This window comes from Corynebacterium axilliensis (assembly GCF_046097495.1).
GTDB lineage: Bacteria > Actinomycetota > Actinomycetes > Mycobacteriales > Mycobacteriaceae > Corynebacterium.
On the sequence record NZ_CP175768.1, the window covers coordinates 2,098,476 to 2,123,986 of the forward strand.

At 63.6% G+C, this 25,511-nt stretch carries 22 protein-coding genes, 1 tRNA gene and 1 pseudogene; 12 read left to right on the forward strand and 12 right to left on the reverse strand.

Translation table 11 applies throughout. The annotated features are described in order from the left end of the window. Positions 1–29 precede the first annotated feature (29 nt). From ACKFR8_RS10070 to ACKFR8_RS10080, 3 genes are read left to right on the forward strand one after another with little or no spacing between them, the layout of a single operon-like run. Positions 30–218, forward strand: coding sequence for a DUF4244 domain-containing protein (locus ACKFR8_RS10070; RefSeq protein ID WP_296133389.1), 189 nt, complete (start codon positions 30–32; stop codon positions 216–218). After that, complete coding sequence (locus ACKFR8_RS10075; protein WP_296133386.1) at positions 218–538, forward strand: hypothetical protein; 321 nt, start codon at positions 218–220, stop codon at positions 536–538. Before ACKFR8_RS10070 ends, ACKFR8_RS10075 begins: the two co-directional genes overlap by 1 nt. Next, entirely contained in the window at positions 535–879 is a 345-nt protein-coding gene (locus ACKFR8_RS10080; protein WP_296133385.1) for an Rv3654c family TadE-like protein, read from the forward strand. The genes ACKFR8_RS10075 and ACKFR8_RS10080 overlap by 4 nt, the downstream gene beginning before the upstream one ends. Before the next feature lies 1 nt (position 880). Here ACKFR8_RS10080 and ACKFR8_RS10085 read toward each other — a convergent pair whose 3' ends face one another. Next, positions 881–3,241: a DEAD/DEAH box helicase gene (locus tag ACKFR8_RS10085; protein ID WP_296133383.1), complete on the reverse strand. Its 2,361-nt coding sequence runs from the start codon at positions 3,239–3,241 to the stop codon at positions 881–883. A gap of 113 nt (positions 3,242–3,354) precedes the next feature. Here ACKFR8_RS10085 and ACKFR8_RS10090 point away from each other — a divergent pair, with 113 nt between their 5' ends. Then, entirely contained in the window at positions 3,355–3,558 is a 204-nt protein-coding gene (locus ACKFR8_RS10090; protein WP_296133381.1) for a cold-shock protein, read from the forward strand. Here ACKFR8_RS10090 and ACKFR8_RS10095 read toward each other — a convergent pair. Continuing rightward, positions 3,555–4,148: a DedA family protein gene (locus ACKFR8_RS10095; RefSeq protein WP_373692284.1), complete on the reverse strand. Its 594-nt coding sequence runs from the start codon at positions 4,146–4,148 to the stop codon at positions 3,555–3,557. The two genes, ACKFR8_RS10090 and ACKFR8_RS10095, sit on opposite strands and share 4 nt — an antisense overlap. 220 nt (positions 4,149–4,368) lie before the next feature. Here ACKFR8_RS10095 and topA point away from each other — a divergent pair, with 220 nt between their 5' ends. After that, positions 4,369–7,299, forward strand: a complete 2,931-nt coding sequence (topA, locus tag ACKFR8_RS10100) for a type I DNA topoisomerase (RefSeq protein WP_306507686.1) — start codon at positions 4,369–4,371, stop codon at positions 7,297–7,299. A gap of 538 nt (positions 7,300–7,837) precedes the next feature. On the opposite strand, the gene ACKFR8_RS10105 is transcribed toward topA, so the two are convergent. Both ACKFR8_RS10105 and ACKFR8_RS10110 read right to left on the reverse strand, forming a co-directional pair. Then, a complete protein-coding gene (locus ACKFR8_RS10105; protein ID WP_306507685.1) occupies positions 7,838–9,238 on the reverse strand; it encodes a DUF418 domain-containing protein in 1,401 nt (466 codons plus the stop codon). A gap of 71 nt (positions 9,239–9,309) precedes the next feature. After that, positions 9,310–10,842: an adenylate/guanylate cyclase domain-containing protein gene (locus ACKFR8_RS10110; protein WP_408929965.1), complete on the reverse strand. Its 1,533-nt coding sequence runs from the start codon at positions 10,840–10,842 to the stop codon at positions 9,310–9,312. Here ACKFR8_RS10110 and ACKFR8_RS10115 point away from each other — a divergent pair. Both ACKFR8_RS10115 and ACKFR8_RS10120 read left to right on the forward strand, forming a co-directional pair. After that, a complete protein-coding gene (locus tag ACKFR8_RS10115; protein WP_408929966.1) occupies positions 10,841–12,088 on the forward strand; it encodes a DNA polymerase III subunit delta' in 1,248 nt (415 codons plus the stop codon). The two genes, ACKFR8_RS10110 and ACKFR8_RS10115, sit on opposite strands and share 2 nt — an antisense overlap. Positions 12,089–12,201: 113 nt before the next feature. Next, a tRNA-Thr gene (locus ACKFR8_RS10120) sits at positions 12,202–12,277 on the forward strand. 936 nt (positions 12,278–13,213) lie between these two features. Here ACKFR8_RS10120 and ACKFR8_RS10125 read toward each other — a convergent pair. After that, positions 13,214–13,987, reverse strand: a complete 774-nt coding sequence (locus ACKFR8_RS10125; RefSeq protein WP_408929967.1) for an ArsR/SmtB family transcription factor — start codon at positions 13,985–13,987, stop codon at positions 13,214–13,216. A gap of 29 nt (positions 13,988–14,016) precedes the next feature. Between ACKFR8_RS10125 and ACKFR8_RS10130 the strand changes: the two genes are divergently transcribed. From ACKFR8_RS10130 to ACKFR8_RS10140, 3 genes are all read left to right on the forward strand, one after another. After that, complete coding sequence (locus ACKFR8_RS10130) at positions 14,017–14,526, forward strand: HesA/MoeB/ThiF family protein (RefSeq protein ID WP_408929968.1); 510 nt, start codon at positions 14,017–14,019, stop codon at positions 14,524–14,526. Continuing rightward, positions 14,523–15,887: an MFS transporter gene (locus ACKFR8_RS10135; RefSeq protein WP_408929969.1), complete on the forward strand. Its 1,365-nt coding sequence runs from the start codon at positions 14,523–14,525 to the stop codon at positions 15,885–15,887. The genes ACKFR8_RS10130 and ACKFR8_RS10135 overlap by 4 nt, the downstream gene beginning before the upstream one ends. 432 nt (positions 15,888–16,319) lie before the next feature. Then, positions 16,320–16,823 carry a mismatch-specific DNA-glycosylase gene (locus ACKFR8_RS10140; RefSeq protein ID WP_257157845.1) on the forward strand — a complete coding sequence of 168 codons (504 nt, stop codon included), beginning with the start codon at positions 16,320–16,322 and terminating at the stop codon, positions 16,821–16,823. On the opposite strand, the gene ACKFR8_RS10145 is transcribed toward ACKFR8_RS10140, so the two are convergent. Genes ACKFR8_RS10145 through ACKFR8_RS10155 form a run of 3 tightly spaced genes read right to left on the reverse strand, consistent with a single transcriptional unit; the run spans position 16,820 to position 19,978 of the window. Then, complete coding sequence (locus ACKFR8_RS10145; protein WP_408929970.1) at positions 16,820–17,554, reverse strand: ATP-binding cassette domain-containing protein; 735 nt, start codon at positions 17,552–17,554, stop codon at positions 16,820–16,822. The genes ACKFR8_RS10140 and ACKFR8_RS10145 overlap by 4 nt on opposite strands. After that, a complete protein-coding gene (locus ACKFR8_RS10150; protein ID WP_408929971.1) occupies positions 17,541–19,547 on the reverse strand; it encodes a hypothetical protein in 2,007 nt (668 codons plus the stop codon). Before ACKFR8_RS10150 ends, ACKFR8_RS10145 begins: the two co-directional genes overlap by 14 nt. A gap of 5 nt (positions 19,548–19,552) precedes the next feature. Continuing rightward, on the reverse strand, positions 19,553–19,978 hold the full coding sequence (locus tag ACKFR8_RS10155; RefSeq protein WP_257157848.1) for a lactococcin 972 family bacteriocin: 426 nt from the start codon (positions 19,976–19,978) through the stop codon (positions 19,553–19,555). A gap of 151 nt (positions 19,979–20,129) precedes the next feature. Here ACKFR8_RS10155 and ACKFR8_RS10160 point away from each other — a divergent pair. Beyond that, positions 20,130–21,008, forward strand: a pseudogene (locus tag ACKFR8_RS10160) (IS3 family transposase); the annotation flags it as partial. 327 nt (positions 21,009–21,335) lie between these two features. Here ACKFR8_RS10160 and ACKFR8_RS10165 read toward each other — a convergent pair. After that, complete coding sequence (locus ACKFR8_RS10165) at positions 21,336–21,791, reverse strand: DUF4442 domain-containing protein (protein WP_257157849.1); 456 nt, start codon at positions 21,789–21,791, stop codon at positions 21,336–21,338. Between the two features lie 195 nt (positions 21,792–21,986). On the opposite strand from ACKFR8_RS10165, the gene ACKFR8_RS10170 reads away from it, so the two are divergent. Beyond that, the gene (locus tag ACKFR8_RS10170) at positions 21,987–22,865 is read left to right on the forward strand and encodes a hypothetical protein (protein WP_257157850.1); all 879 of its coding nucleotides are present in this window, start codon (positions 21,987–21,989) and stop codon (positions 22,863–22,865) included. 19 nt (positions 22,866–22,884) lie between these two features. On the opposite strand, the gene ACKFR8_RS10175 is transcribed toward ACKFR8_RS10170, so the two are convergent. The 3 genes from ACKFR8_RS10175 to ACKFR8_RS10185 form a co-directional block, all read right to left on the reverse strand. Beyond that, the gene (locus ACKFR8_RS10175; RefSeq protein WP_408929972.1) at positions 22,885–23,502 is read right to left on the reverse strand and encodes a response regulator transcription factor; all 618 of its coding nucleotides are present in this window, start codon (positions 23,500–23,502) and stop codon (positions 22,885–22,887) included. Continuing rightward, on the reverse strand, positions 23,499–24,620 hold the full coding sequence (locus ACKFR8_RS10180) for a sensor histidine kinase (RefSeq protein WP_408929973.1): 1,122 nt from the start codon (positions 24,618–24,620) through the stop codon (positions 23,499–23,501). Before ACKFR8_RS10180 ends, ACKFR8_RS10175 begins: the two co-directional genes overlap by 4 nt. Positions 24,621–24,701: 81 nt before the next feature. After that, positions 24,702–25,496, reverse strand: coding sequence for an ABC transporter permease (locus tag ACKFR8_RS10185; RefSeq protein WP_408929974.1), 795 nt, complete (start codon positions 25,494–25,496; stop codon positions 24,702–24,704). Between the last annotated feature and the right edge of the window lie 15 nt (positions 25,497–25,511).

Sequence of the window (25,511 nt, forward strand, 5' to 3'; positions counted from 1 at the left end):
ACCTCACCGAAAGAAAGATAGGAACAATCATGCAGAAAATCCGCACTATCCAGGCACAACTTGCCAACGAGGACGGAATGTCAACAATTGAGTACGCCATGGGGTCGTTGGCCGCAGCGGCCCTGGCGGCGGTGCTCTACGCCGTGGTCAACGGCGGCGAAGTTACGAGCGCTATGACGTCCATCATCTCCGACGCCCTGTCCAACACCCCGGGCTAATGCGCGCGCTGGACGACGCCGGATCGGTCACCATCGAGGCCGCCCTCTCGCTGGCCTCGCTGGTCATCGTGGCCGCGGGAATCGTGGGCGGAATTGCCACGCTCTCCGCCCACCTGGCGGCCATCGATGCCGCGGGCGCGGCTGCCCGCGCCACCGCCATTGGGGTGGACTACCAGCGCGAGGGCATCGACATCACAGTGAGCGAAGGGGCCGGACTCATCACCGCCGAGGCCGCCGTCCCGGCGCCCCTGGGCACCATGCGCGCCCAGGCGGTCTTCCCCGCGGAGATCGGCGCCGCAGCGGCGGGGGAGGGGCCGTGAGGCGTCGTCGGCGCGGCTGGCCGCAGTTCCTGGCAGGCGAGGACGGCTATGCCACCGTCGTCGCCGCCGGGATCATCGCCGCAGTGGCCTCGCTGCTCTTGGCGGTCGCGGCGGCCGGCTCGGCCGTGGCCGCGCGCCACTCGGCGCAGGTGGCGGCGGACCTCGCCGCGGTGGCCGGAGCGTGGGAGTTGGCCCAGGGCAGGGACGCCTGCTCGAAGGCCGAGGACGTTGCGCGCCGCAACGGCGCGCGGCTTACTGGCTGCACGGTGGATGGCCGCGATGTCGAGGCCACCGCCACGGTCCGCGGCCGCAGCGCCGTCGCCCGCGCCGGCCCAGCGTAGGTCACGAGGACGTCATAGTGACCAGCGCACCGAGCAGAGCCACAGCACCTGCCTTGTCCAGCGGGTTATTGCCGTTGCCGCACTTTGGCGACTGCACACACGAGGGGCAGCCGGACTCGCACGGACAGGAACGCACGGCCTCGAAGGTGGCCTCGATCCACTCCGGGAAGCGGCGGAAGCCCTCCTCGGCGAAGCCGGCCCCGCCCGGGTGGCCGTCGTAGACGAAGACCGTGGGCAGGCCCGTGTCTGCGTGCTGGGCGGTGGAGACCCCACCGATGTCCCAGCGGTCGCACGTGGCAATGAGCGGCAGCAGGCCAATCGCGGCGTGCTCTGCCGCATGCAAGGTGCCGGGTGTTTGCCCCGCGGTGACCCCCATCGCTGCCAGTGCCAGCGGATCGATGGTGTAGGCCACCGCGCGGGTCACCAGGCGCTGCTCCGGCAGATCAAGCGGTATGTCCTCGCCCACGGAGCCATCCGGAAGCTTGACCTGATAGCCGGTGACCTTGTCGGTGACCTCCACCTTAAGGCTCGCCACCCACAGTCCCGGCGCGTAGTTGACCAGCTCGTCGGCCTCGCTAAGGATCCGGATATCCGTCGTGGACTTGGGTTGGGTGGTGTAGTCCGGGGTCTTCGGCACGGCCAGGGCCACGCCCGGCTCCGCGTCCTGACTTAGCTGCAGGTCCTCGATGACATAGCTCTCCCCGCGGTGCAGGTACACCGCGCCGGGATGCACCTGGCTTACCGCGCGGGCGGCGTCGATGGTGCCCAGCAGCCTTCCATCGGAGGCGTCAACGATCATGACCTCCTCGCCGGATCCGCCGCGCAGCGATACCGCCGCGTGGGCGGTCTCCGGGGTGAGCGCGGCCGAGCCGGCGGGCAGCGGAGCGGCGAACCAGCCCTGCGGGCGGCGGCGCAGGAAGCCCTGCTCGGCCAAGTCCGCCACGACGGATTCGGCGCGGAAGGCGGCGACGTCCGCCTCCGTGAGCGGCTTTTCCACCGCCGCGCAGTAGACGTGCCCGCCCAGGATGTAGGGGTTGGCCGGGTTAAACACGCTGGCCTCCACCGGCCTGCCCAGCAGCGCGTCCGGGTGGTGGACCAGGTAGGTATCCATCGGCTCATCGCGCGCTACGAGCACGACCAGTGAGCCCTGCCCGCGCCGCCCGGCGCGGCCGGCCTGCTGCCAGAAGCTGGCGACGGTGCCCGGGAATCCCGCGGTCACCACCGCGTCCAAGCCACCGACGTCGATGCCCAACTCCAACGCGGAAGTGGTGGCCACACCCAGTAGTGAGCCATCATCCAGCGCCTGCTCGAGTGCCCGCCGGTCCTCTGCCAGGTAGCCGGCGCGGTAGGCCGCGATGCGCCGCGCGAAGTCGGGGCGGCCGAGCTTGCCGGATAGCTCCTCCGACGCGCGCAGTGCGGTGGTCTCCGCGGCCCGCCGCGAGCGCACGAACGTCAAGGTGCGTGCGCCGTCGGCCACGAGAGCGGCCATCATCCACGCGGCTTCTGTTGTTGCCGCGCGGCGCACTGGGGCGCCGTTCTGGCCCTCGATGCCTTCCATGAATCCGGGCTCCCACAAGGCCACGGTGCGCGCGCCCGTCGGCGCGCCGTCCTCGGTGACTGCGAGCATGTCCCGGCCCGTCAGCCGCAGTGCGTGTGCGGCCGGATCGCGCATGGTGGCCGAGGCCGCCACGACCACCGGGCGCGAGCCGTAGTGCGCACACAGGCGCAGCAGCCGGCGCACGACCAGCGCCACGTTGGCCCCGAACACCCCGCGGTAGGCGTGCGCCTCATCGATGACGATGAAACGCAGGTGCCGCAGCACCCGGGCCCAGCGCTGGTGCGCGCCCAACAGGGAGGAGTGAATCATGTCCGGGTTGGAGAAGACGAAGCGCGCATGATCGCGGATGCCGGCGCGGGCCTCGGTGGGGGTATCGCCGTCGTAAGGCGCAGGCTGCACGTTCTTGAGCTGCGGGATCTCCCGTGCCAGCTCTAGCACGGCGCGCAGCTGATCCGATCCCAGCGCCTTCGTTGGCGTGATGTAGAGCGCGCAGGCGGTGTCGTCCTGCGCCAGGCTAGACAAGATGGGCAGTTGATAGCCCAGGGACTTGCCGGAGCTCGTGCCCGTGGAGACCACCACGTCACGCCCCTCCCACGCGGCGTTCGCCACCGCCGCCTGGTGGGCGTAGAGCTTGTCCACTCCGCGGGCTGCCAGTACCTCCCGCAGGCCGGGCAGGACCCAGTCCGGCCACTCGGCATAGCGCGCCGGGCGGGCAGGAAGAGTGGTGGAATAGGTCAGTTCGGATTCGGGAAAACGCGCGACGAGGTGCTCAACTAGTTCATCGCCCAGCGGGTTATCGCTCACCGTTGCCTCCCATAGTCATGCATGTGCCGCCATCGGTGCGGGAAACGTGGCACACTGGGGCATCGCGGCTTGATTTGGGCCGTGCAGCATTTTCCCGCAAAGGACAACACATCATGGCATACGGTACCGTCAAATTCTTCAACGCCGAAAAGGGCTACGGCTTCATTGAGCAGGAAGACGGCTCGGGCGATATCTTCGTCCACTACACCGAGATCCAGGGAACCGGCTTCCGCACCCTCGAGGACAACCAGCGCGTCTCCTTCGAGGTGGGCGAAGGCCCCAAGGGCCAGCAGGCCCTCAACGTCGAAACCGTCTAGGGCGATTCGGCGTAGCCGCGGCGCGTATCCCACCACTCCGTGACGGCGTTCTGCGCCTTCTGCAGGGCGAAGCCGATGATGACCGCGGCGATGATGGAAATCAGCATGGCGATGGCCGGCGAGCCGGAGAAGAGCTTGCCGCCGGCGTAGCCGATGAGCAGCGCCTGGACCACCCACAGCATGACGCCGATGGTGTCGAAGAAGAAAAACAGCGCCCACGGGTAGCGCATGGAGCCCAGCAGAATCGTCATAAAGAGGCGCGCGGAGGGGATAAAGCGCGCGATGATGATCGCGGCACCGCCGCTGCGCCGAATATTGCGCTTGACCCACGCCAGGGCGTCGTAGGCCTTCGTGCCCTTCTGCGCACGATTAATCAGGCCGATAAGCCGCGTACCCAGGAGGAAGCAGAGGTTATCGCCCAGAATGGCGGCCACCATGGCCACGAAGAACATCGTGGGCATGTGCGGGAAGCCCTGTGCGCCGGACCAGGCGCCCACCATGTTCAGTGGCACCTCGGAGGGCAGGACGGGGAAGAAACAGTCCAGGAAGATGAGCGAGCCCACCAGCGGGTAAATCCACTGGGTGGCCATGACGACCTCAAACCACGCGGTGATTGAAGCTATCACTGATTCTCCCTACTTGCGGTTGCTGGGTGGGCTAGCGTAAAAACTTAGCTCACTAAGGCGCCCAGTATAGCCCCCTTATTTGTGGGCGCGCAGCCGCCCTATTAACTACAGTAAGCCTCTATCTGTGTACGCTAGGGGCAATTGCCCAGCGAAAGGGCCAGCCATCGGAAGGGATGATGTCGAAGTGGCAGAAGCTACCGGCCAGGGGAAGACCTTGGTCATCGTCGAGTCAGCAACCAAGGCAAAGAAGATTCAGCCTTATCTCGGCGATAAGTACATCGTTGAGGCTTCCGTCGGCCACATCCGGGACCTGCCCCGCGGCGCGGCCGACGTCCCCGCCAAGTACAAGAAGGAATCCTGGGCGCGCCTCGGCGTGAACCCGGAGGACAACTTCACCCCGCTCTACGTCATCAGCCAGGACAAAAAGAAGAAGGTGGCGGACCTTAAGTCCAAGCTGAAACAGTGCGATCAGCTCTACCTCGCCACAGACCCCGACCGCGAGGGCGAGGCCATTGCCTGGCACCTGCTGGAGGTGCTCAAGCCCAAGGTGCCGGTGCGCCGCATGGTCTTCAACGAGATCACCAAGTCCGCCATCCTGGAGGCCGCAGAAAACACCCGTGAGCTCGATGAGAACCTCATCGATGCCCAGGAGACCCGCCGCATCCTGGACCGCCTCTACGGCTACGAGGTCTCCCCGGTGCTGTGGAAGAAGGTCATGCCGCGCCTGTCCGCGGGCCGCGTGCAGTCGGTGGCTACCCGCGTCATTGTGGAGCGCGAGCGTGAGCGCATGGCGTTCATCCCCGCGGAGTACTGGGATCTCACGGCAACGCTGCAGTCCACCCCGGACTTCGACGCACGCCTGAGTGCGTTGGACGGCAAGCGCGTGGCCGCGGGCCGTGACTTCAACGATAAGGGTCAGCTCAAGGGTGACGAGGTAGTCGTCGTCAAGCAGGCAGAAGCAGAGCAGCTGGCCAGCGCCCTGAAGGGCGCCACCATGACCGTGGCCAGCGTCGAGCACAAGCCGTACTCGCGCAAACCCGCCGCCCCGTTTATGACGTCGACGCTGCAGCAGGAGGCCGGCCGCCGCCTGCACTACACCTCGGAGCGCACCATGCGCATTGCGCAGCGCCTCTACGAGAACGGCCACATTACTTATATGCGTACCGACTCGACCTCCCTGTCCAAGCAGGGCCTCGACGCCGCACGTGGGGCCGCCACCTCCATCTTCGGCGCGGAGTTCGTCTCCGACGGGCCGCGTACCTATGACCGCAAGGTGAAAAACTCCCAGGAGGCCCACGAGGCCATCCGCCCCGCCGGCGAGAGTTTCGCTACCCCGGGCCAGCTGGCCGGGCAGCTCGACGCCGAGGAGTACAAGCTCTACGAGCTCATTTGGAAGCGCACCGTGGCCTGCCAGATGGCGGACGCGAAGGGTACGTCCATGAAGGTGACCGTACAGGCCACCGCGGACGGCCGCGACGCGGACTTCTCCGCCACCGGCCGCACCATCACGTTTCCGGGCTTCCTCAAGGCCTACGAGGACGTGGCCGCCAAGGGCTCCGGCGAGGATTCCCGCCTGCCGCACCTGGAGGAGGGCGACACGCTGACGGCGTCCGCGGTGAGCGCGGACGGCCACTCCACCAATCCGCCGGCGCGCTATACCGAGGCCAGCCTGGTCAAGAAGATGGAAGACCTGGGCATCGGCCGCCCGTCGACGTATGCGTCCATCATCAAGACCATCCAAGACCGCGGCTACGTGCTCTCCCGTGGCAACGCGCTGGTGCCCTCCTGGGTTGCCTTCGCGGTGGTGGGCCTGTTGGAGAACAACTTCACCGAGCTGGTGGACTATGACTTCACCTCCTCCATGGAGGATGAGCTGGACTCCATCGCCGCCGGCCGCGAGAACGGCACCGAGTGGCTGACCAGCTTCTACTTCGGCAACGCTGAGGTGGGCAACCAGAAGGCCGCATCCGTGGCGCGCCACGGCGGCCTGAAGTCCCTGGTGGATATCAACTTGGAGGCTATCGACGCGCGCAAGGTCAACTCCCTGCGCCTTTACACCGACGCCGAAGGTCGCGACGTGTTCGTGCGCGTGGGCCGCTACGGCCCCTACATCGAGCGCGCCGTGGGCACCAACGAGGACGGCACGGTGGAGTACCAGCGCGCCAACTTGTCCGAAACCGTTACTCCGGACGAGCTCAATGAGGCTCTGGCAGAGAAGCTCTTCGCCACCCCGCAGGGCGGGCGTGAGCTGGGCCAGAACCCGAAGAACGGCCGCACCGTCGTGGCCAAGGAGGGCCGCTTCGGCCCGTACGTGACCGAGCAGGTGCGTGACGACGAGCGCGAGAAGGCCGAGGCGGAAGCCGAAGAGGTGGTCAAGCGCGAGCGCGAGGCCGAGGACGCCGAGCGTGCTGCCGAGGGCAAGCGCGCGAAGAACTGGGAGACCAAGACGGCGGCGAAGCAGAAGGAAAAGCGCATCGCCGAATACGTCGACGAGAAGCTCAAGCCGGGCACGGCCTCCCTCTTCGCGTCGATGGAGCCCGCCAGCGTCACCCTGGAGGAGGCGCTCAAGCTGCTGAGCCTACCGCGTGAGGTGGGCACCGACCCGGTTGATGGCGAGGTCATCACTGCCCAGAACGGCCGCTACGGCCCGTACCTGAAGAAGGGTAAGGACTCGCGCTCCCTGGCCAACGAGGAGCAGATCTTTAGCATCACGCTGGATGAGGCGCGCCGCATCTACGCGGAGCCGAAGCGCCGTGGCCGTGCGGCCGCGCAGCCGCCGCTCAAGCAGCTGGGTGACAACGACGTCTCCGGCAAGCCCATGACGGTCAAGGACGGCCGCTTTGGCCCGTACGTCACCGACGGCACGACGAACGCTTCGCTTCGCCGTGGTGACGATCCGGAGCAGCTTACCGACGCTCGCGCGAACGAACTCCTCTCCGAGCGTCGCGCCAAGGAAGCCGCCAACGGCGGTGCCAAGAAGTCGACGAAGAAGTCCGGCAAGAAGAGCACCAAGAAGTCGAGCAAGAAGAGCACGAAGAAGTCGAGCAAGAAGGCCACGAAGAAGCCCTCGCCCGGCACGAAGCGCGTAGTCAAGGCCGGCTCGCGCAAGAAGTAGCCGGACATGCAGACCAGCTTCGCCCGCGACATGCTCACGCGCACCAAGGAGGGTGCCGCGGCACTCGTGCGCGCGGTGCGCCCGGCCGTGACCGGCCGCGATTACCCCACCTTGGGCGCGCTCGCGGCGGGGGAATGCGCCGCGTGGTCGGGCCTGTTCACCTGGCGCAGACTCGGCAGCGCCGCGACTGTGACTGCCCCCGTACTGCTGGCCCTGCGCCCCGACTGCTCCCCGGCGACCCGCGTGGGGCTCATCGCCGCCGCTGTGGGCCAGGCCGCAAAGTACGGCGCGGGCTTATCTCCCGCTCAGCCCACGGCGCTCGGCGTGGCGAGTGTGAGCGCCCAGTACGCGGCCTTCGCGTGGCAGCTGCGCGAATCACGCAATGACGCCACCGGCTGGGCCCTGCGCGCCGGTGCGTGGGCTGCAGGTGTTGCGCTCGCCCGCACCCGCAGTGAGCGCCTGGCCACGCCTATTGCTGGTGTTCCCGCCGCGGCACTCTCCGCGCTTGCCGGCGACCCGGCGCTGCGCGCGGCCGACGCTACGCAGGGCCTGAGCCACGGCGCCAATCTTCTTCTGGCCTCTGAGGCTGCGACGGTGGCCCGAACGCGTGCGGCGCAGCTGCCTGCTGTGGGAAAGCTCCTGGCTGCGGGCCAGTCGGCGGCCCAGACGGTAGGCCTGGTGCTGCTGGTGGATGGGCTGGCGCGCCGGGGACGTCGGTAAGCACAGCCCCCAATTCCGGGCGCATGGTCTTTCCATAGGACAGGCGCCGGTGCACCCACTCAAAGGGGCCGGGCTTGCCCGCGGCCTCGAGGGCGCAGGCGATAACAAGCGTGGCCAGCCACACCCCTGCAGCTAGTGCTGCCTGCCCCGCGGCACTAAAGTCCGGGCCGATGTTAAGCGTGAAGGGGTAGACCAGCGCCAGGAAGAACACGGACTGGAGCACGTAGCCGGTCATGGAACGCTTGCCCAGAGCAACAAGCGGCCACAGGAACCACGGGTGCGCCCCACGGCGCTGCAGGGGCTCCAGGGCCAGCGTGGCTGCCGCCACGATGCCCGGGCCGGTGAGCATGCCGATGCAGCTATTGGCCGCATTGAGTGCCCCGCCCAAGGACGGATCGAGGAACCCGGCGGCGCTCAGGCCCCACGGCAGGCCGATGCCGAGGATGATGGCCGTGGCAATGAGCGTCCACACCCACAGCTCCTTACGGTGACCGCCGGCCAGCGTCCCGCGGCGCGCCCACACAAACCCGACGAGCATGGCGGGCAGGACCGCAAGCCCGGTAAAGGGGATGGACGCTACCTGCGCGAGAAGTGCCAGGGCTTGCTCACCCACCAGCCCCAGGTAGCTTTCCGCAGGGGAGGTGCTGCCTAAGTCGAGGCCGGAGGTATCGACGAGCATCGCTGCCACGCCGATGCCAATCCCGCTCACTACTTGGAGCCCGAAGAGCACGTAGGCCACGCGCAGGAGGACTTTGTCTGTCAGCGAGAGCAGCAGCCCGATGAGAATGCCCATGGCGCCGTAGAGCATCATGATGTCCCCCATGAACAAAAAGAGGCAGTGCAGTGCGCCGAAGAGGGCCAAGAATCCGTAGCGCTTGACTATCACGGCACGGGCGCGCGGAAGTGGAAAGCCGCGGCGCCACAGGCTCATCGCGATAAGTCCTACGCCGAAGCCCAGCAGCGTGGAGAACATGGGCAGGCCGCGCACGTGGACGAACATGGCGGCGAAGATGACGTAGACCTGGTCCGCGAGCGTGTCGACGCCGCCGAAGTGGGCATCGGGCCCGGAACGGTCGGTGAGGATCCACCCGGTGGTGACATTGGCCAGTGCAATGCCCAGCAGGGCCATCCCGCGGGCGACGTCGGGGACAAGGAGGCGCGGTCTCGGAGTCTGGCGTGGCGGTAGGGGCTGTTGGGGCTGGTGGGGTGAGGTGGACATGGTCCCGAAGTTACCAGAACCAACAAACGCTGATTTATCCTTGCGGGCCCTGCACTCGTGCCTCGGCGCTGCTATCCCTGCGCGCGCTCGGCCAACGTGGGGCGGATGGGGCGCGCCAGCTGCGTCATGCGGCGGCGTCCGCGCAGTTCAATGGACTTCATGAGCGTCCAGCGCGCCTGCTCCGCCTCGTTGGCGCCGCGCAGGGTGGAGGAGTTGGTGAGCACCTGGCCCGGGGTGTCCTTGGCCAGTTCGGTCAGGCGCGCGGCCTCATTGACGGCGTCACCAATCACGGTGTATTCGAAGCGGTCCGCACCGCCAATGTGGCCGGCTACCACGTGACCTGCGGCCACGCCGATGCCCGCCTGCAGCTGCAAACCGCGCAGCTCCTGGCGCAGCTCGCGCGCAGCCTGGAGCGCCATGGAGTTGGCGTCATAGACCGTGAGTGGCGCGCCAAAGACGGCTAGGGCGGCATCACCCTGGAACTTGTTGATGATGCCCTTGTTGCGGTGCACCACCTCCACGACGTGCTCGAAGAACTTGTTGAGCTCTTCGACGACTTCCTCCGGAGTGTGGTTGACGGCGAAGGTGGTGGAACCGATGACGTCGATAAACAGCACAGCCACCTTGCGGTCCTCGCCACCCAGCTCTGGGCGCTCCTCTAGGGCGCGCTGCGCTACCTCCGCGCCGACGTAGCGGCCGAAGATATCGCGCACGCGCTGGCGCTCGCGTAGGCCGCGCATCATCTCGTTGAAGCCGGCCTGCAGCACGCCGAGCTCGGAGCCGTCGTAGATATCCACCTGCACGTCGGACTCGCCGCGGCGCACGCGGTTGATGGCGTCCTGCAGCTCCTGGATGGGGTCCACCACGCTCATGATGGCGAACAGGGTGCCCATCAGCCCGGTGCCCACTGCGGTGACGGCGAGAGCGATCATGGCCGGCATGATATCGGCCGTATCCGGGCTAAACAGCCCCTCCTGCTGGCCCAGCAGGACCAGCACGATGCCCACCAACGGAATGCCGGAGGTCATCACCCACGTGTAGAGCAGGCGGTACTTAATCGGCGGCTCCAGGGTGGAATCCTCGAAGCGGCGCGCCACCGCCTCCGCGGCCACGGGGCGCACGAGGCGCTCAGCCTGCAGGTAGGTCAGCAGCACCACCAGCGCGCCGGCCAGCGTGGAGGACACACCCACCACGATTCCCAGGCGTGCCGACTGTTGGCTGGCGAGGACTACGGCCAAGAGGATGCCGAGCAACCACACCAGAGCGGCCACCCCAGCCTGGTAAATGGGGATGCGCAGCACGAGGTTGCGCACCATGTTGGGGTCGTGGGCCGTGGGGTTGCGCTGCCAATCCAATACCGGCCGGAAGATGCGCAGCGTCACCGCAATGCCGATAATGACGGCGAAGAGGACGAAAAGTGAACCGTAGGTCCATAGGTGCGGGGTATCGGAGATGAACTCCGAAATCTCCGGCATAGGGAGGAAGAAGACCACGAAGGTCATAATCGCGATGGCGCCGATGATGTTGGCGCCCAAGACGAGCGCGGCGTACATCGGCCATTGGGTGCTCCACAACCAGCGGGCGCCACGCATCAGTCTGTTCATGATTAACAACTCTAGTTATCCCAGTAGGCTAGAGCGAGTGAATACCTCCAGCGTTGCCGACAGGCTTGCCAGCGCCCCCTCGGTCGCCCACACCATCCTCAGCGCCGCCCGCGCGGCGCGGGGTGAGGGGGACCCGCGCGCCATGAGCCATTCCTGGCTGTTTACCGGCCCTCCCGGCGCCGGGCGCTCCCTGGCGGCGCAGTGTTTCGCGGCCGCACTCATGTGCACCTCCGCTGACGAGAACGGTGATCCGGGCTGCGGGCGCTGCCCGTCGTGCCGCAGCGTGCTGGAGAACCAGGAGCATACCGACCTGGTGTACGTGGACCCGCAGGAGCAGTTCATCACCGTCGGCGAGGCGCGCGAGGTCATCGGGCGCGCGGCCAGCCTGCCCAGCGTGGCTCCGTGGCGCGTGGTCATCTTCAACAAGGCGGACCGCCTTCGTAACGAGGCTGCCAACGCGCTGTTGAAAACCGTGGAGGAGCCGCCGGAGCGCACCGTCATCGTCATGGTCGCCCCCTCGGAGGATCCGGAGGATTTCTCCGCCACCCTGCGCTCGCGCTGCCGCCACCTTTATATCCCGGCGCCGAGCGTGGAGGGCGTGGTTCAGCAACTCGTCGCCGAAGGTGCTAACGAAGCCGACGCCCACCTGGCTGCGGTGAGTACCCTGCAGCACGTGGGCCGCGCGCGGCATCTGGTCCAGGACCAAGGCGCGCAGAAGCGCCGGGCCATGGCCATCAACTTGGCCGAGGACGTCTTCCACGGTTCCCAAGCCTTCCAGTCCGTCACCGCGCTGCTGAAGTTCATTGAGAAGGAAGCCAAGGACTCCCACTCCGCGTCCGAAGAGGCGGAGCGCACCAAGATTGAGCAATCCTTCGGCGTCGGCGCCAAGGGCAAGGGCGCGACGAAGGCGCAGCGTGACGCCCGCAGTGCCCTGAAGGACATGGAGGACCTCCACAAGAAGCGCGCTAAGCGACGCATCGCCGACGGCCTCGACATCGCCCTCGTGGATCTTGCCGGCATTTATCGCGATGCCCTCATGCTCAAAGTCGGCGCCGAGGTGGAGATGACCCACCCGGACTTCGCGGGCCTGGCCGGCGAACTTGCCCAGCGGGTCAGCGAAGACGGCCTGCTCGCTGCCCAGTCCGCCATCCGCACCTGCCGCGAGCAGCTGCCGCAGAACGTCACCCCGCAGGTGGCTTACGACGGGATGGTGGGCCGCCTGCGCCTCGCGTGCGGTGCGCGCTAACCAGCGCGAGTACCGCTCGTGTACTGCGCGAGTGCTGCAGAGGGTAGCCCGATTTCTTTCTTGCCCCAGGGCTAGGCTAAACTTTTACGCGGTGCATATACACACTGCACCGTGCCGCCTTAGCTCAGTCGGTAGAGCATCTCACTCGTAATGAGAAGGTCGCGAGTTCGATTCTCGCAGGCGGCTCCACCTTAAACCCCGGCTACCTGCACTAACGGTTAGCCGGGGGTTACGTGTACCCATGCCGGAGCGCTAATAAGATCCAAATTCGATCCACATGGGCTAAAAACAGCCCGCGCGAAGTATCGTGATCTAGCGCCGGACGGTGGCTAAACGGTGCTACGGCGAATGGACTATAACGGGTGCCGGAACACCAGTTGGAACGCTGCTTGGAACACCAGTCGGAACGCTGCATGGAACACCGGGTGGAACATGAGTCTCGTGCAGTCCATGCACAATGTGAAGTGAAGTCACGTGTGTGCCCTATAGGCGCGTGAGCATGGGAAATAGGCTGTTTAGTGGTGCTGTTGGGGTGCGGTGTGCAGCGGGTGCACTGGTGTGGAGAGGCGGGGTGAGGTTATAGCTGTGGCCGGGTGTTTGGCCCGTCTTCGGATGGGTTGTGTGCTTTGCGTGTGGTGTAGTGCGCTACATAATTGACTGAAAGATCTCGCTGTTGTGCCGCCTGTGTGGCCGGTAGTGGTCCTAGCGTGGGAGTGATGGGGTAACGGGGCTCGGCGAATAAGCAGCGTGACGGTAATCGGTACTGTGATCGGCCTGCGTATCAAAGTCGCTGTGATGGTGTGCCGGGGGTAGTGGTGAGACCTCGGCCGTATGTGTCTTTAGGTCCTGGGGCTGGGTCCTAAGGTTGCGTTTCGGTGTCGTGTGCTGGGCCTCGGCTTTGTTCTTTTTGAGCTTGGCATCGCGACAAGGAACATAATTTAAGTGCCCGACTGAAAAGCTTAGGGTGAGGTGCAAAGAAGAAGATTTTGGTTCGGAACTTTAGAAGAACACCCGTCATTTGGTTGTGTGTAATGGACCGGAAAACTATCCGTTAGCCATTAGTCTTGAAAGAGTCTCCGACGAACGAAAGAGAAAGTTTAACCTACATGACAACTCCAGATGTTGCTAAGCCCTTGACCCATTGAGGGAGATCCCCGCGTCGTTGAGCGCTGCCCGCCCGGCGGGAGTGAGACGCACGGCCCGGGTACGACCCCTGCGGGAAAGCCATTCCTTATCCAGCAGAGTCTTGCAGATTCCCGTGCCGAGAGGGCCGGCGAGGTGGAAGCGGCGTTCGGTGGAGTCCATGCACGACCTGCCCGTGTCGAGCATCTTCGGGGGCACACCCCACTGTATGAACAAGCGATGACCTTGATTAGTGACCTGACAGTGCGAGTCGATGAACTCGTGCTCTTCCAGTTGTTCAGCCAGGCTCACCCCGAGCTTACCGGCGAGGTGCTGATAACAGGTGCGGCCTTCACGTAGGTTCGCATTCGCCCGTGACGCGCTGAGGCTGTGAGGAGTGGGCAGGGGCGAGCGGGCGACCACGCCAAGGTTCTCGACCACTCGTGCGATGTCTTCCCCGGCCAGGCGAATGTAGCGGTGCCGGCCCTGCCGAATGTCGTGGACGAGACCGTGGGTGACGAGCACGTCAACATGCTCGCTCGCCGTCGACCGGGCCAGGCCCGCGTACCTCCCCAGTTCACCAACCGTCCAGGCCCGCCCGTCCATGAGCGCAGCACACATGGCCGCCCGCGACGAGTCAGCGAGAGCCGACGCGACTGTCGAGATATCCGGGACCGCTTCAGGAAACACGCGCGCAACCATGCCTCCAGTATGTACCCGGAACTGTTCGGTGATGACCGAACAATCGCAGACGTAGTCTGAACTCACCAGATTCATTGCATCAGGAGACGAAGGGAGCGATCGCGATGAACGGGGGCCGCCAACGGCTACGCGGGCACTACGATGAGGACTTCTACTGGGAACGCGTTGACCGCAACCTGGGTTGGCTCGGCGACACCACCGAGGAACAGCGTGAACGCCAAGCACGGCTGCGCGATGCCGTGATCGGCATCGTCGGCACCGGGGACATCGGCGGTGCCGCAGCCGCCCGCCTGGTGCGCATGGGCGCACTCAACCTGAAACTGGCCGATCCCGACCACTTCGACCTGACTAACGTGCAACGCCAGTACGGCGCCGGGCGAGACACGATCGGCCGCAACAAGGCCGAAGTCGTCGCCCAGCAACTCCTCGCGCTCACCAGGGGAGAGACGGCCAGGGAGATCCGGGACATGCACTTCGCCGCGTCCTGGCGCCTGTTCGATCTGGTGCTGCCGACACTGCTGGACCGGTCCTACCGGACCTGGGATCAAGACCTGAGCAAGCGCACCTACTTCGGCCACCCGCCCGCCGAGGCTTCGCTGGAGTCTCGCGTATGACCGCGCATCGGCGCACGGCGCTGGTCGCGACCCTCCTCGGTTTCTTCATCGTCATGCTCGATACGACCATCGTCAATGTCGCCCTCGCCGAGATCGGCACTGACCTCGACACGACGGTGGGCTCACTGCAGTGGGTCGTCGACGCTTACACCCTCGTGTTCGCCGCGTTCCTTCTCACAGCTGGGGCCGCATGCGACCGTCTCGGGGCCCGCAGGGTCTACCTCGCTGGCCTGGTGGTCTTTGCTGTGCTCTCGGCCGTGTGCGCCCTCGCTCCCACAGGCGGGTTCCTCGTCGCTGGTCGCGCCGTCCAGGGCGTGGGCGCGGCAGCGATCGTGCCGGGCTCTCTGGCATTGCTGTCGGCTGTGTACGACGATCCGAAGGAACGAGCACGCGCCATCGGGCTGTGGGGCGGCGCAGGAGGTGTTGCCGCCGCGATCGGACCGGTCCTGGGCGGAGCGCTGGTGTCGACGATCGGGTGGCGGGCGGTGTTCTGGGTCAACCTCCCCATCATCGCTATCGGCTGTCTGCTCACCTTGTGGGCAATTCCCGCGCTCACGGGCAGTCGCGTGAGACGGGTGGACCTACCCGGACAGGTGCTCTCCGTGCTCACGCTGGTGGCAGTAACCTATGCAGTCATCACCGCAGGCGAACACGGATGGTCACCCTGGCAGGTAGCCGTGCTGATCGCCGGGGGCGTCTTCCTCGCCCTGTTCATCATCGCAGAGCGACGACACCCGGACCCGATGCTGCCGATGGCCTTGTTCACTCGTGCCCGGTTCTCCGTGGCCGCAATGGTAGGGCTCGCGCTCAACATCAGCTTCTTCGGACAACTCTTCGTGCTCTCCCTCTTCTTCCAGCAGTACCTGGGATACGAGCCGTGGCTGGCAGGCCTCGCGCTGGCACCACAGGCGTGCAGCGCCGTGATCGCGTCACCGCTGGGCGGCCGTGCCGTCGCCCGGTGGGGCGCGTTCCCCACCATGCTCACCGGCCTGGTAGTCGGCACGATCGGCTTCAGCAGCCTCGTGCTGCTCACCGCAGAAACCCCTTACGTGGTGGTCGCGGTGTTGACCTTCACGGCTGGATTCGGGATGGCCTTCGCGATGCCGGCCGCGACCTCGGCCGCAGTGGCCTCGGCCCCGCCGGAACATGTCGGCATTGCAGGAGGAGTCATCAATGCCGCCCGCCAGACCGGCAGCGTCGTCGGCGTCGCAGTCCTCGGCGAAATGGTCGCCAGTGGAGCGTTCCTCACAGGCTTCCACACAGCCGTCGCGGTCGCCGGTGGAGTCTTCGGTGCCGCAGCGCTCGTAGTTGCTGCCACCATCATCAGTCACCTACAGGAGCCAGTTACACCTGAAGTTTAGAATCATTGTGTGATGAAGCACATCGGAGGAGGTCGAAGAAGCCGCCAGTCGAACGCGTACTGTGCTCCGAAACTGGTAAACGCGAATACGAGCACTATAATGACGCCGTGCATGTAGCACTGAAACGGTCGCGACGGGCAGGGCCGCTGCGGATCTACGAATGCCCTCGTGCGGGTCGTGGCACCTAACCAAGCGCCCTGACTGGGGCAAACCACCGGCGAACTAATGACTACGGGTCTGTCTCGGCGAGGAACGCTCCGGAGAGCGTCTTTCCTGGACGCTCCAGGAGTTTCGTTCTCATGCATAGGCAGCCGAGGCGCGCTGCAAGGCTTGTAGCCCTGAGGCCAGTCGCCTAGGGCTTTGTACAACGTGAGGGCCAAGGCTGTGCGGTCTCTCGCATCGAGTTTCCGCAGGAGGGCCGAAACAAGGTTCTTGACGGTTCCTTTGTTGTTCGTCGGCATCAACCCGAGCCTGTGGACCGCCGCTACCGGCGCGCACTTCGCCCGCCCGGGTAACCGCTTCTATCCGGCCCTTTTCCGAGCTGGGTTGACTGCCCACCAGTTCGATGCCTCGGGCGGCTACGCGGACGCCGACTTTGACGAGCTGCAAGAACGTGGCATCGGCGTGTCCAACCTCGTTCCGCGCGCCACCGCCCGCGCCGATGAGCTAACCACCGACGAGCTGCGCCAGGCCCCGGCACGCCTGGACGATATCGTTAGCAAACACCACCCGAAGGTCGTGGCCGTGCTGGGAATTACCGCTTACCGCAAGGCCTTTAGCCTGCCCAAGGCGGCCATCGGGGAGCAGGACTCGCCGTGGGAGGGCACCCGCCTGTTTGTGCTCGACAACCCCAGCGGACTCAACGCCCACGCCAGCGTCGCGGACCATGCGGCCGGGTACCGGAAGGTGGCCAAGGCCGCGGGCATCGCGATTTAATCCCGCGCAGAGCCGGAGACTGTGACCTGGCGATCATTGATGCGCAAGGTGCTGTCAGCGGCAGCAATAACTGCGGCATCGTGCGTGGCGGCCAGAACGAGTGCGCCCCCGTCCGCAGCTCGCCGCAGGAGCGCGATAACTTGGTCGCGGTTAGTGGGGTCGAGGGAGGCGGTCGGCTCGTCAGCGAACACATAAGCCGCGCCGCGGAGCAGGGCTCGGGCGATCGCCAGCCGCTGCTGCTCGCCTCCGCTGAGAATAGCTGCCGGCCCGTCGAAGGGGACATCAAGACCGACTTCGCCGAGGGAATGCAGCAATTCTTCTTTGGAGTATTGCTTCCTGGATAGCCCGAGGGTGAGGTTATCTTCGCAGCTTAGTTCGGGAATGATTCCGTGGTCTTGGTGGATTATCGCTGCGCGTTCTCGCCAGAACCTCCGCCTCCGCTTCATCTTCCACGCGGAGGCATTCTCACCGTCTATCCGGAGGAGGCCGTCCGCCGGCGGCAGGAGCCCGGCCAAGGTGTTGAGCAGCAAAGTCTTTCCGGAACCGCTGGCTCCACAGATGGCGACAAAGCCTGGCCCGGGTAGGGAAAACGTTGCATTTTCCACGAGGGACTTCTTCACCGTCCGCGTGCTGCGTCCCGCAGAATAGGTCGATTCCGCGGCGAGACAGAGATGAGAGGTGGAAATCTCCGGCGGCAGAGTGGGGGACTGATTGGGGCTAGCCAATGACATTGTGACTCCTAGGGGAGGCGGACATGTGCTGAGAAATACTGAGACGGACAAAACCGAGGTAGACGATTAAGACAAGGCAGCTTAGCGCGGTGAAGGTGTAGAGGAACGGGTTGGGAAGCAGTAGCGGAGCCAGGACGGACAATATGACGACAACTGTCAGGCTGACCAGTTGGCTTTTGAATAGTCGCCACATCGTTTTGTCCGGTGATTGCCCAGCGCTGTGGAGGAGTACCAGGAGGCGACGGTGAACTCGGAGCTGGATGCGCGCCTGGACTATCAAGGCCGCAAGCGTGGCGAGCAAAGCTCCGAGGGCGCTCAGGATACTCAGCCAGAACAGCGCCGTGTTGGCTACTAGTTCGGCCAGACCGCGATCGGCCGCGTGTACCGGGTACACGTAGCCTTCGAGGCCGGCAGCGGTAAGTTCTGGACCCAGTTCCGAGAAATCCGCGAAGAGCAAATTTTTACTCGAAGCTGTGGAGCTTAGGAAGTCTGCGTCGAAGCCGGATAGATCGTCCGTTTCAAGCACGTAAAAACAATCGCCGGGAACCAGTTCCCCCGACATTGTTCCACTAATGAATCCGACCGCATGATCGGCACTGACCGGACCAATTTGCGCAGATTTAAGGAGCAGGTCGCCGGATTCCTGAGCCCACAGATCCACGGAAGCTGCGAAATGCTCTTGGGCTGCGGAATAGTCGACCGAGTGGTTGTCGTCTCCGGGACGGAACTGATAATCCTGCAGATCGTGCCATTGGCGGTTGGCAAGTGCCACGGGGCAGGAGTCCGGCACACCGGTAGCTTCTTTCGGCAAAGTATGGCTGAGGACAGCCCCGTGCTCCCGTTCCCAGCTGAGCGCGAAGTCGCGGAAGTTCTGCTGCACACTGGGCGGCAAGAGCTCGCCTTCTTCCACGCGGCCAGCAGGGCCGTCGAAGTTGGCTGAAAAATGCAAGGCTCCAAACTCCGCGAGAGATTTCCAGGTCTGTTGGGCCTCGGATTCCTGCTGGTAGGAGCGGAGCGCAGCCGCTGAGCTAAGACCCGCTGCTACAAAGGTCACGCAGGTAAAGACCGAAATTACTTTCAGCGCTTTTCCCGCCGCCTTCTCTGCGGGGGCACGCTGCCCCAGCAGCGCTACTGCGCGGCGCAACAATGGGGCGGTGACGGCTACGGCCAAACCGGTGGTAGCCAGGGCCAAGCCTATCCCGGCGGCGTAGAACCTGAGGAACAGGAGGGCAAAAGAATAGCTCCCTTGGCGGGCGAGGAATGTACTCGCAAGGCCAATGAGAACTAGGTGCGGGAGGATGACAAAGGTCCATTGCCGCCAATTGCCTTTTTGACTGCGGTGCCCGCCATTTATTGTGCGCAGCGCTGCCAATCTAAGACCGGAAACCCGAAGAACAAATACCAGGGCAAAAAGGGAAACGACAAATAGAAACAGGATCGCCACCAACGCGGGCAGGCGGAATACGACCGATTGGATGAGGTGAAGGAACTGCGTCTTTTCGCTTAGCCTGAGCCCGTCATTCCTGGCCGATTCGTAGAAGTGGTTCGCATTGCCACCCGTTGCTTTGGGAACCAAGACGTAGTCACCGTGGTAATCCAGCGACCCAAGCTCACTGGCCGCTTGGCTCAAGGCATCCGGCCGGTTGAGCCGGGGAATGCGTTCCGGTGCTGGATAATTCTGCTCCAGCGGGATGAAAACCTCGTGGGAAGTCCCGCTTGCGTCATCGGTGCCAGTCAGCCGGTAGATGGAGTAGCCGTTCTGCTCGGCCAATGAAACCAGTGAGTTACGGATTACCGTCGGTGCGTAGTCGGACTCAAGTTCCTCCGCGAGTGAAGTCTTAGGCTCGACATAGTCAAGACTAAAGGTTGATTCGACCCCTAAGGACAAGGGCTTGGTGGAGTCAACCAGGGCTGTCAGCAGCCACCCAGTAGTCGCGATGACTGCAGCAAGAAGTAGGCTCAAAAGCCCAAGTACTAGGGGTCGAATGCGCATGAGTTCTAGCAGAAGTTGTAGTAGTAGCTGTCCTTAGTGCCCGGCAAATTCGTTGCCCAAAGCTCGGCGATCGACTTCTGGCCGCCGCGGGTGTTGATGCTTCGTTGCGTTCTGCCGTCGACGGTCACAGTCGAAGTATGGCACCGATTCACGGTGAAATAAGAACGCGCCTTAGCGTCCCAGAATCCGTACTCCCAGGTACCGCCACCTGCAGGGTAGCGAACTTTCCGGCCGACAGATGCCCAGTAGGTTGTGAAGGCTGGTGCTGCCTCGCCGAGTAGCTCGGCCATCACACCGGAAGCAAAGCCTCCCTTGGCGCCGTGGTCTTGGAATTCTTCTGCGGAAGCAACGGCTGAGTTAGATACGGAAACGCTCAGAGGAGAGGCAATCAGCAGCGCTGCAAACTGCCGAGTGCGCTTTTTGGGGGGCATAACAGTCTCCCTTGAGAGAGGAAATGAGGCGGGATTGCCTCAAAAGGGAGACTACCCTAAGTGAATATAAACGGGAATAGAACCAGTTTTCTAAATTTATTGGTACTTTTCACGGGCCTTAGGCTCGGGAGGGCGGTGGTTGTCCTTGGTCCGCTATGTCTTGGATTCACCCCACTCGGTCAAGCGGATGTGCAACGTATTAAAGCTCAATCGCTCCTCGTTCTACAAATGGGTTAACACCCGCGAAAATCGCAGGTTAAAGATATGCTCTGATGCTCTTATTGGTACAAGAATCAAGACCATCTTCGATGATGAGCACGGGCTTTATGGTGCTAAACGCATCGCTGCAAGCCTCAACGACGATATGGACTTCGGCCCGATAAATCACAAGAAGGTTGCACGCATCATGAAATCCATGGGGCTAAAAGGCTTTACCAAACGGCGTCGATGCATCACCACTAGGCGCAAGCCTGGTCACCGAGTCATGCCAGATCTAGTAGGCCGCAAATTCACCGCTGACAGGCCGAACCACGTCTATGTAGGCGACATCACCTACCTGCCCTGCAAGGGCGGCAAGAACATGTACCTTGCCACAGTCATCGATGTCTACTCGCGCAAGCTCGTTGGTCATGCGCTAGCCGATCACATGCGGGTATCTCTGGTTATCGAAGCTTTGTCTCATGCCAGCAAAGTCCGCGGAAACCTTACTGGGGCAATTTTCCATTCTGATCATGGCAGTGTGTACACCTCACAGGCATTTAGGGACCACTGCGCCCAACTTGGTGTGCGCCAATCCATGGGAGCGGTGGGAACGAGTGCCGATAATGCCCTGGCAGAATCGTTTAACGCCACCTTAAAACGTGAAGTCTTGCGTGATCGGAAAGTCTTTGACAATCCAATCAGCTGTCGCCAAGAAGTCTTCCGGTGGTGCATGCGCTACAACACGCGCAGACGGCACTCCTGGTGCAACCTTCTAGCCCCCGATACCTTTGAAGCACTCACATCAGCTACACTGACCCAAGCAGCATAGCTAACCCCCGACGTATCTACTTTCCGGGGGTCAGGCCCTTGTCCCTTAAGCCTAAGTCTCAAAGCAAAACGCCAACCCTCGGAGCAAAGGAATTCTCAGGCCGAAGCCCTACTCCCATTCGGGAACCCAGCTTTATCCTTGTCGGGTTGACGCAGTGCCCGCAAGAATAGTTGGGCGCGAGGCCTTCTACAACACAAATCTTCCCGGTGTGCTCAAAATGGCTTCAAAATACCAGGTAAACACGCGCAAGAATTTTGGGAAAATCCCCCGGTAATCTTGCGTCACTAGCCAGCGTCTGCGGACATATACAGGTTTCGCACTCGCTGCTTATTGCTGCTTGCGCCGGTAATACACCTGCCGGCGCACATGGGCGACGACATCGCCTTCCTCATCAAGGATGTCCACGTCGAACCAATGCAGGTATTTCTCGCCGTGGGCCGTCTTTTCTTCGATGAGCGCGTAGGTCTCCTCGGGAATGCGCATATCGGCGGTGACCGTGCCGCGGCCGGGCTTGAGGTACTTAATCTCACCAGCGGCATCCCAGATGCGGTACTCCTTGCCCAAGCGGTGCATGGAAGCGAGCATAAAGAACGGATCCGTCATGGCGGAGAGCGTGCCGCCGAAGGCAACGCCCATGGCATTCTTGGTCAGCATGTTTGGCGTATGGCTGACGACGACGCGGGTGCCATCATCAGCGAATTCCTTGATCTTTATGCCGGCGCCCAAGAAGGGTGGCCAGAATCCCATGAAGCGCTTGAGCTGGCGGGCAGAAAAGTGGGCCAAGAGGAAATCTCCAGTTGATTGGTGGGGAAGGTGGGCTAAATGGCGTCTACTCTACTGGGGCGGAATGAGGCGTGTGCGCTCGTTGATTCTTATCCAGCGGCGCTGGTCGGGCGGTGAGATGTCGCGCGCTGTCTACAGGAAAAAGTAGTGCTAGCGCTAGTGCCTTTTACTCGCGCGAAGAACACAATGTTGTGCATGAAAAAGCTGGTAATTGGTGCCGTGTCTGTGGCGGCCGTGATGGTGGTGGCGTTTGTCGGGTTTGTGGGATTCATGCAGTGGGTAGACGCAGACAGCGTGACCGGTGATGACGGCGTGGCTGCCGGATACAGCGCTGAGACAGGTGGCCCGCTGGAAGCATCGTTTGCGGGCGAGGGTCCACACGAGGTCGACGTGCGGCGTGACGGCGACGTGACCGTTGCGGCGCCGACTGGTACGGGACCGTTTCCGGCGGTGGTCATGGCCAATGGCACGAATACGCCGTTGAGCAGCTACCTGCCCGTGGCGGAGCACTTGGCTAGTTGGGGCTTTGTGGTCGTCGGTGATGAGACTCCCCATACCGGAACAGGGGAGAATGTCGTTCACTTAATTGAGCGATTGCCAGAGCTGGATCCCCGAGTGGATCGATCACGGGTCGGCATTTTCGGGCACTCCCAGGGCGGTGCGGGCGCCATCAACGCTGCGGCCCACGTGGAGGTAGCAGCTGTGTATGCGGCGAGCCCGGCGTCCCACAAGGTGGCGCGGTCCAATGGATGGGACTACAACACCGCCGACGTAGAATCGCCGCTTTTCCTGATGACGAGTGATGGCCGTTCGGACCGCTTGTTTGTTAGCCCGTGGAAAGACCTGCAGGAGAACTATGAATCAGCTGGTGGTCCGGCAGTCATTGCTCGTCGCCTGGGTGCGGACCACAAGGACGTTTTAGAGTTCGGGGACGGTTATGCTACCGCGTGGTTCCGCTTCATCCTCGCTGATGATCCTGACGCCCGAGACGTGTTCCGCGGCGCGGGGACGGCGGACGCTGGTGAGTTAGAGAGCAACGCGCGCTGGGACCGCGTGGGCTACAGCGGCTGGTAGCACTTAATACGCCACGCAGTTACAGCCAGCCGCGCTCGGTGGCGATGGTATAGGCCTCGAAGCGATTTTCCGCTCCAGTCTTTGTCATGGCGGAGGATATGTAATTGCGGGTTGTACCGGGGGCAAGATGCGCAGCTTCCGCGATGGCCTCGATGGAGCGGCCACGCCCGGCCAAGGCTAGGACCTCTGCTTCGCGCTCGGTGAGTGGTGAGTCCCCGGCAGCGATGGTTGCGGCCGCCAGGTCGTGGTCTACGTGGCGCTTTCCGGCGTGCGCTGCGCGGATGGCGGCGGCGAAGTCTTCTGCAGAGGCGGTCTTTGGCAGAATTCCCAGGACCCCGGCTGCGAGGGCGCGTTTGACCACAGCGGGGCGTGCGTGGCTGGTGACGACAACGACGCGGGCGGCGATGTGCTCTGCCACAGCAATACCGTCGAGTTCATCATCGTTGTCGCGTGTGTGGCTGAGCTGGAGGTCGGTCACGACGACGTCGGGAAGCGCAGCGGCATTCTTCCACCATCTCAGAAAGCCCGCAGCGGAGTAGGCGACGTGGACGACATCAATGTCCTCTTCGAGCCCAATCAGTGTGGCGAGAGAATTGGCAACGAGAGTTTCGTCATCCAGCAAAGCAACCGTGATCATGCATCCACCTTAAGTGAGACCGTGAAGGTCTCCGAGTTCTGTTCCACAACGAGGTAAGCGCCGTGTGCGGCTGCGCGGCGTCGCAGGCCCTCCAGGCCCGTGCCCGGCCGAGCGGAGGATTGTGGTTGGTTGTTGGACACAGTAACCCCCGTGGGGCCCACAGTGATGGTGACCCGTGTGGCCTGGGAGTGCCGCAGAACGTTTGTGGCTGCCTCGCGGAGGAACCACGCGGCGGTGTCACGCAGCTCAGACGGGATGTCCTCGCCGGAGCCCTGGACGGTGACGTCCGCGCCTGCGGCAGTGAGCACGGTCTGTGCGTTGGTCAGCTCGGCACCGAGGTTCGGTGTGCGGTAGGTGTTGACCACGTGACGCATATCGGAGGCAGCGGTCTGGGTGAGCTGATACAGCTCAGCGAGTTCCTGATGAACGCGGGGATTGTCGCGCGCGGCGAGCGCTTGGGCGAGCTGCGTCTTGATAGTCAGCGCAGCGAGATGCTGGCCCATGGTGTCGTGCAGGTCCTGGGAGAGCCGAAGCCGTTCCTCGGCGGCAGATAACTGTGATTCCAGGCGACGCGAACGCTCGGTTTCAATCATGGCGCGCGAAAACCACGTGGTGAGGAATACTGCTCCGGAAAACAGCACCCCGTACGTGAGCACGTACCCAGCGGTGCCGAAGGAGAGAAGAGCTGAGGCTGCCCCGGCGGTGACAACGAGGGAGACCACCGTGAGCAAGAAGCCGTGAGGGAGGAAAGGCAAGTAGGCGGTGAGCAGGGTGCAATAGAGTATTCCGGCAGCCAGCAGTGTGACTGTTTGCCAGGACCGCGGTCCGATGCTGAGTGCGAGGGCACATGCAGCCAGCGCGCCACCATGACCGATAAGCCCCCATCGCATCCACCAAGAACCGCGGGGATGCGGCGTGAGGCGAAGCTGTCGGTTCGTGTGCAGTGCACCGGAACCGGCGGCACAGGAGACCACAGCGACAGCTGCCGCTATCCACAACGCGCCGACGCCGATCCCTGCCCGGGACAGAAACAGCGAGATGAGTGCGAGCGCCGCGAGCCAGGGCAGGCCGATGAGTGACCATCTGTTGACCGCCAAGAACTTGGAGGAGGGTTCCATCCTCCGCCAGCCAAGGCCAGTGGTGCGGCTATGAGTGGATATCGCAGGTGCCATAGTGGTGTCTCAGTCTAATGAGCGCTCTTAGCGGTGAGTGTCCCAGCGCATGTATTTGTGCGCTGCCCACACCAAAGCCACCGTCCACGCGGCGAGCTTAATCAGGTCAGTGGATGAGTCTGCGAAGACGGAGGCGAAGGAACCGTCCCCAATCCAGCCAGCGCGCACAATGTCGACCGCTAGGGCAAAAGGCGAGGACTGCGAAAGCATAAGCAGCATCAGCACCGGCATCGAGGTGATCGGAGCATTCTCGGCGTTGGCCGTAAAGCTGCTGGTCAGTATCGCTACCGCATGGGAGCACACTATTCCGAGCACCATCGCCAGCGCCATGAGCAGCGCGTTGACAGGCCACACGTGCGGAACGGGTGGGTCGAGCGGTAGGAACATGGACAAGGTGGACAGCCCTGCCACCATGAGAATGGACAGCAGCAGCATGGTCGCGGCCAGCGGAAGGGCAATGGCGGTGAGGATCTCCCAATCGCGAGCTTCACCGGTGCGCAGTCGTTTGAGCACCTCCTCGTCGCGTCGGGTCACCGTCATCGACAGCGCCGGATAGAAGATGCCAAAGCCCAGCGCCAAAAGAACGAAAATCTCCGATGCTGAATCCGTGGAGCCTATGGATTGATCGCCGACGAGCCACACAAAGAGAGGCAGGGCCGCTGGGAAGAGCAATGCCGTGATGACGAGTAGTGGGTTCCGGGTGAACTGCCGCATTTCGGCGCGACTTAAGGCGCGCAAGCGCCGTAGCGAGGATGCTTTCGGAGCCGCAGTCTCCGAGTGCGCTGTGGGGTGTGCAGTCTGTGAGGATGTTGAGGATGTCATTGAGTTCTTCCTTTT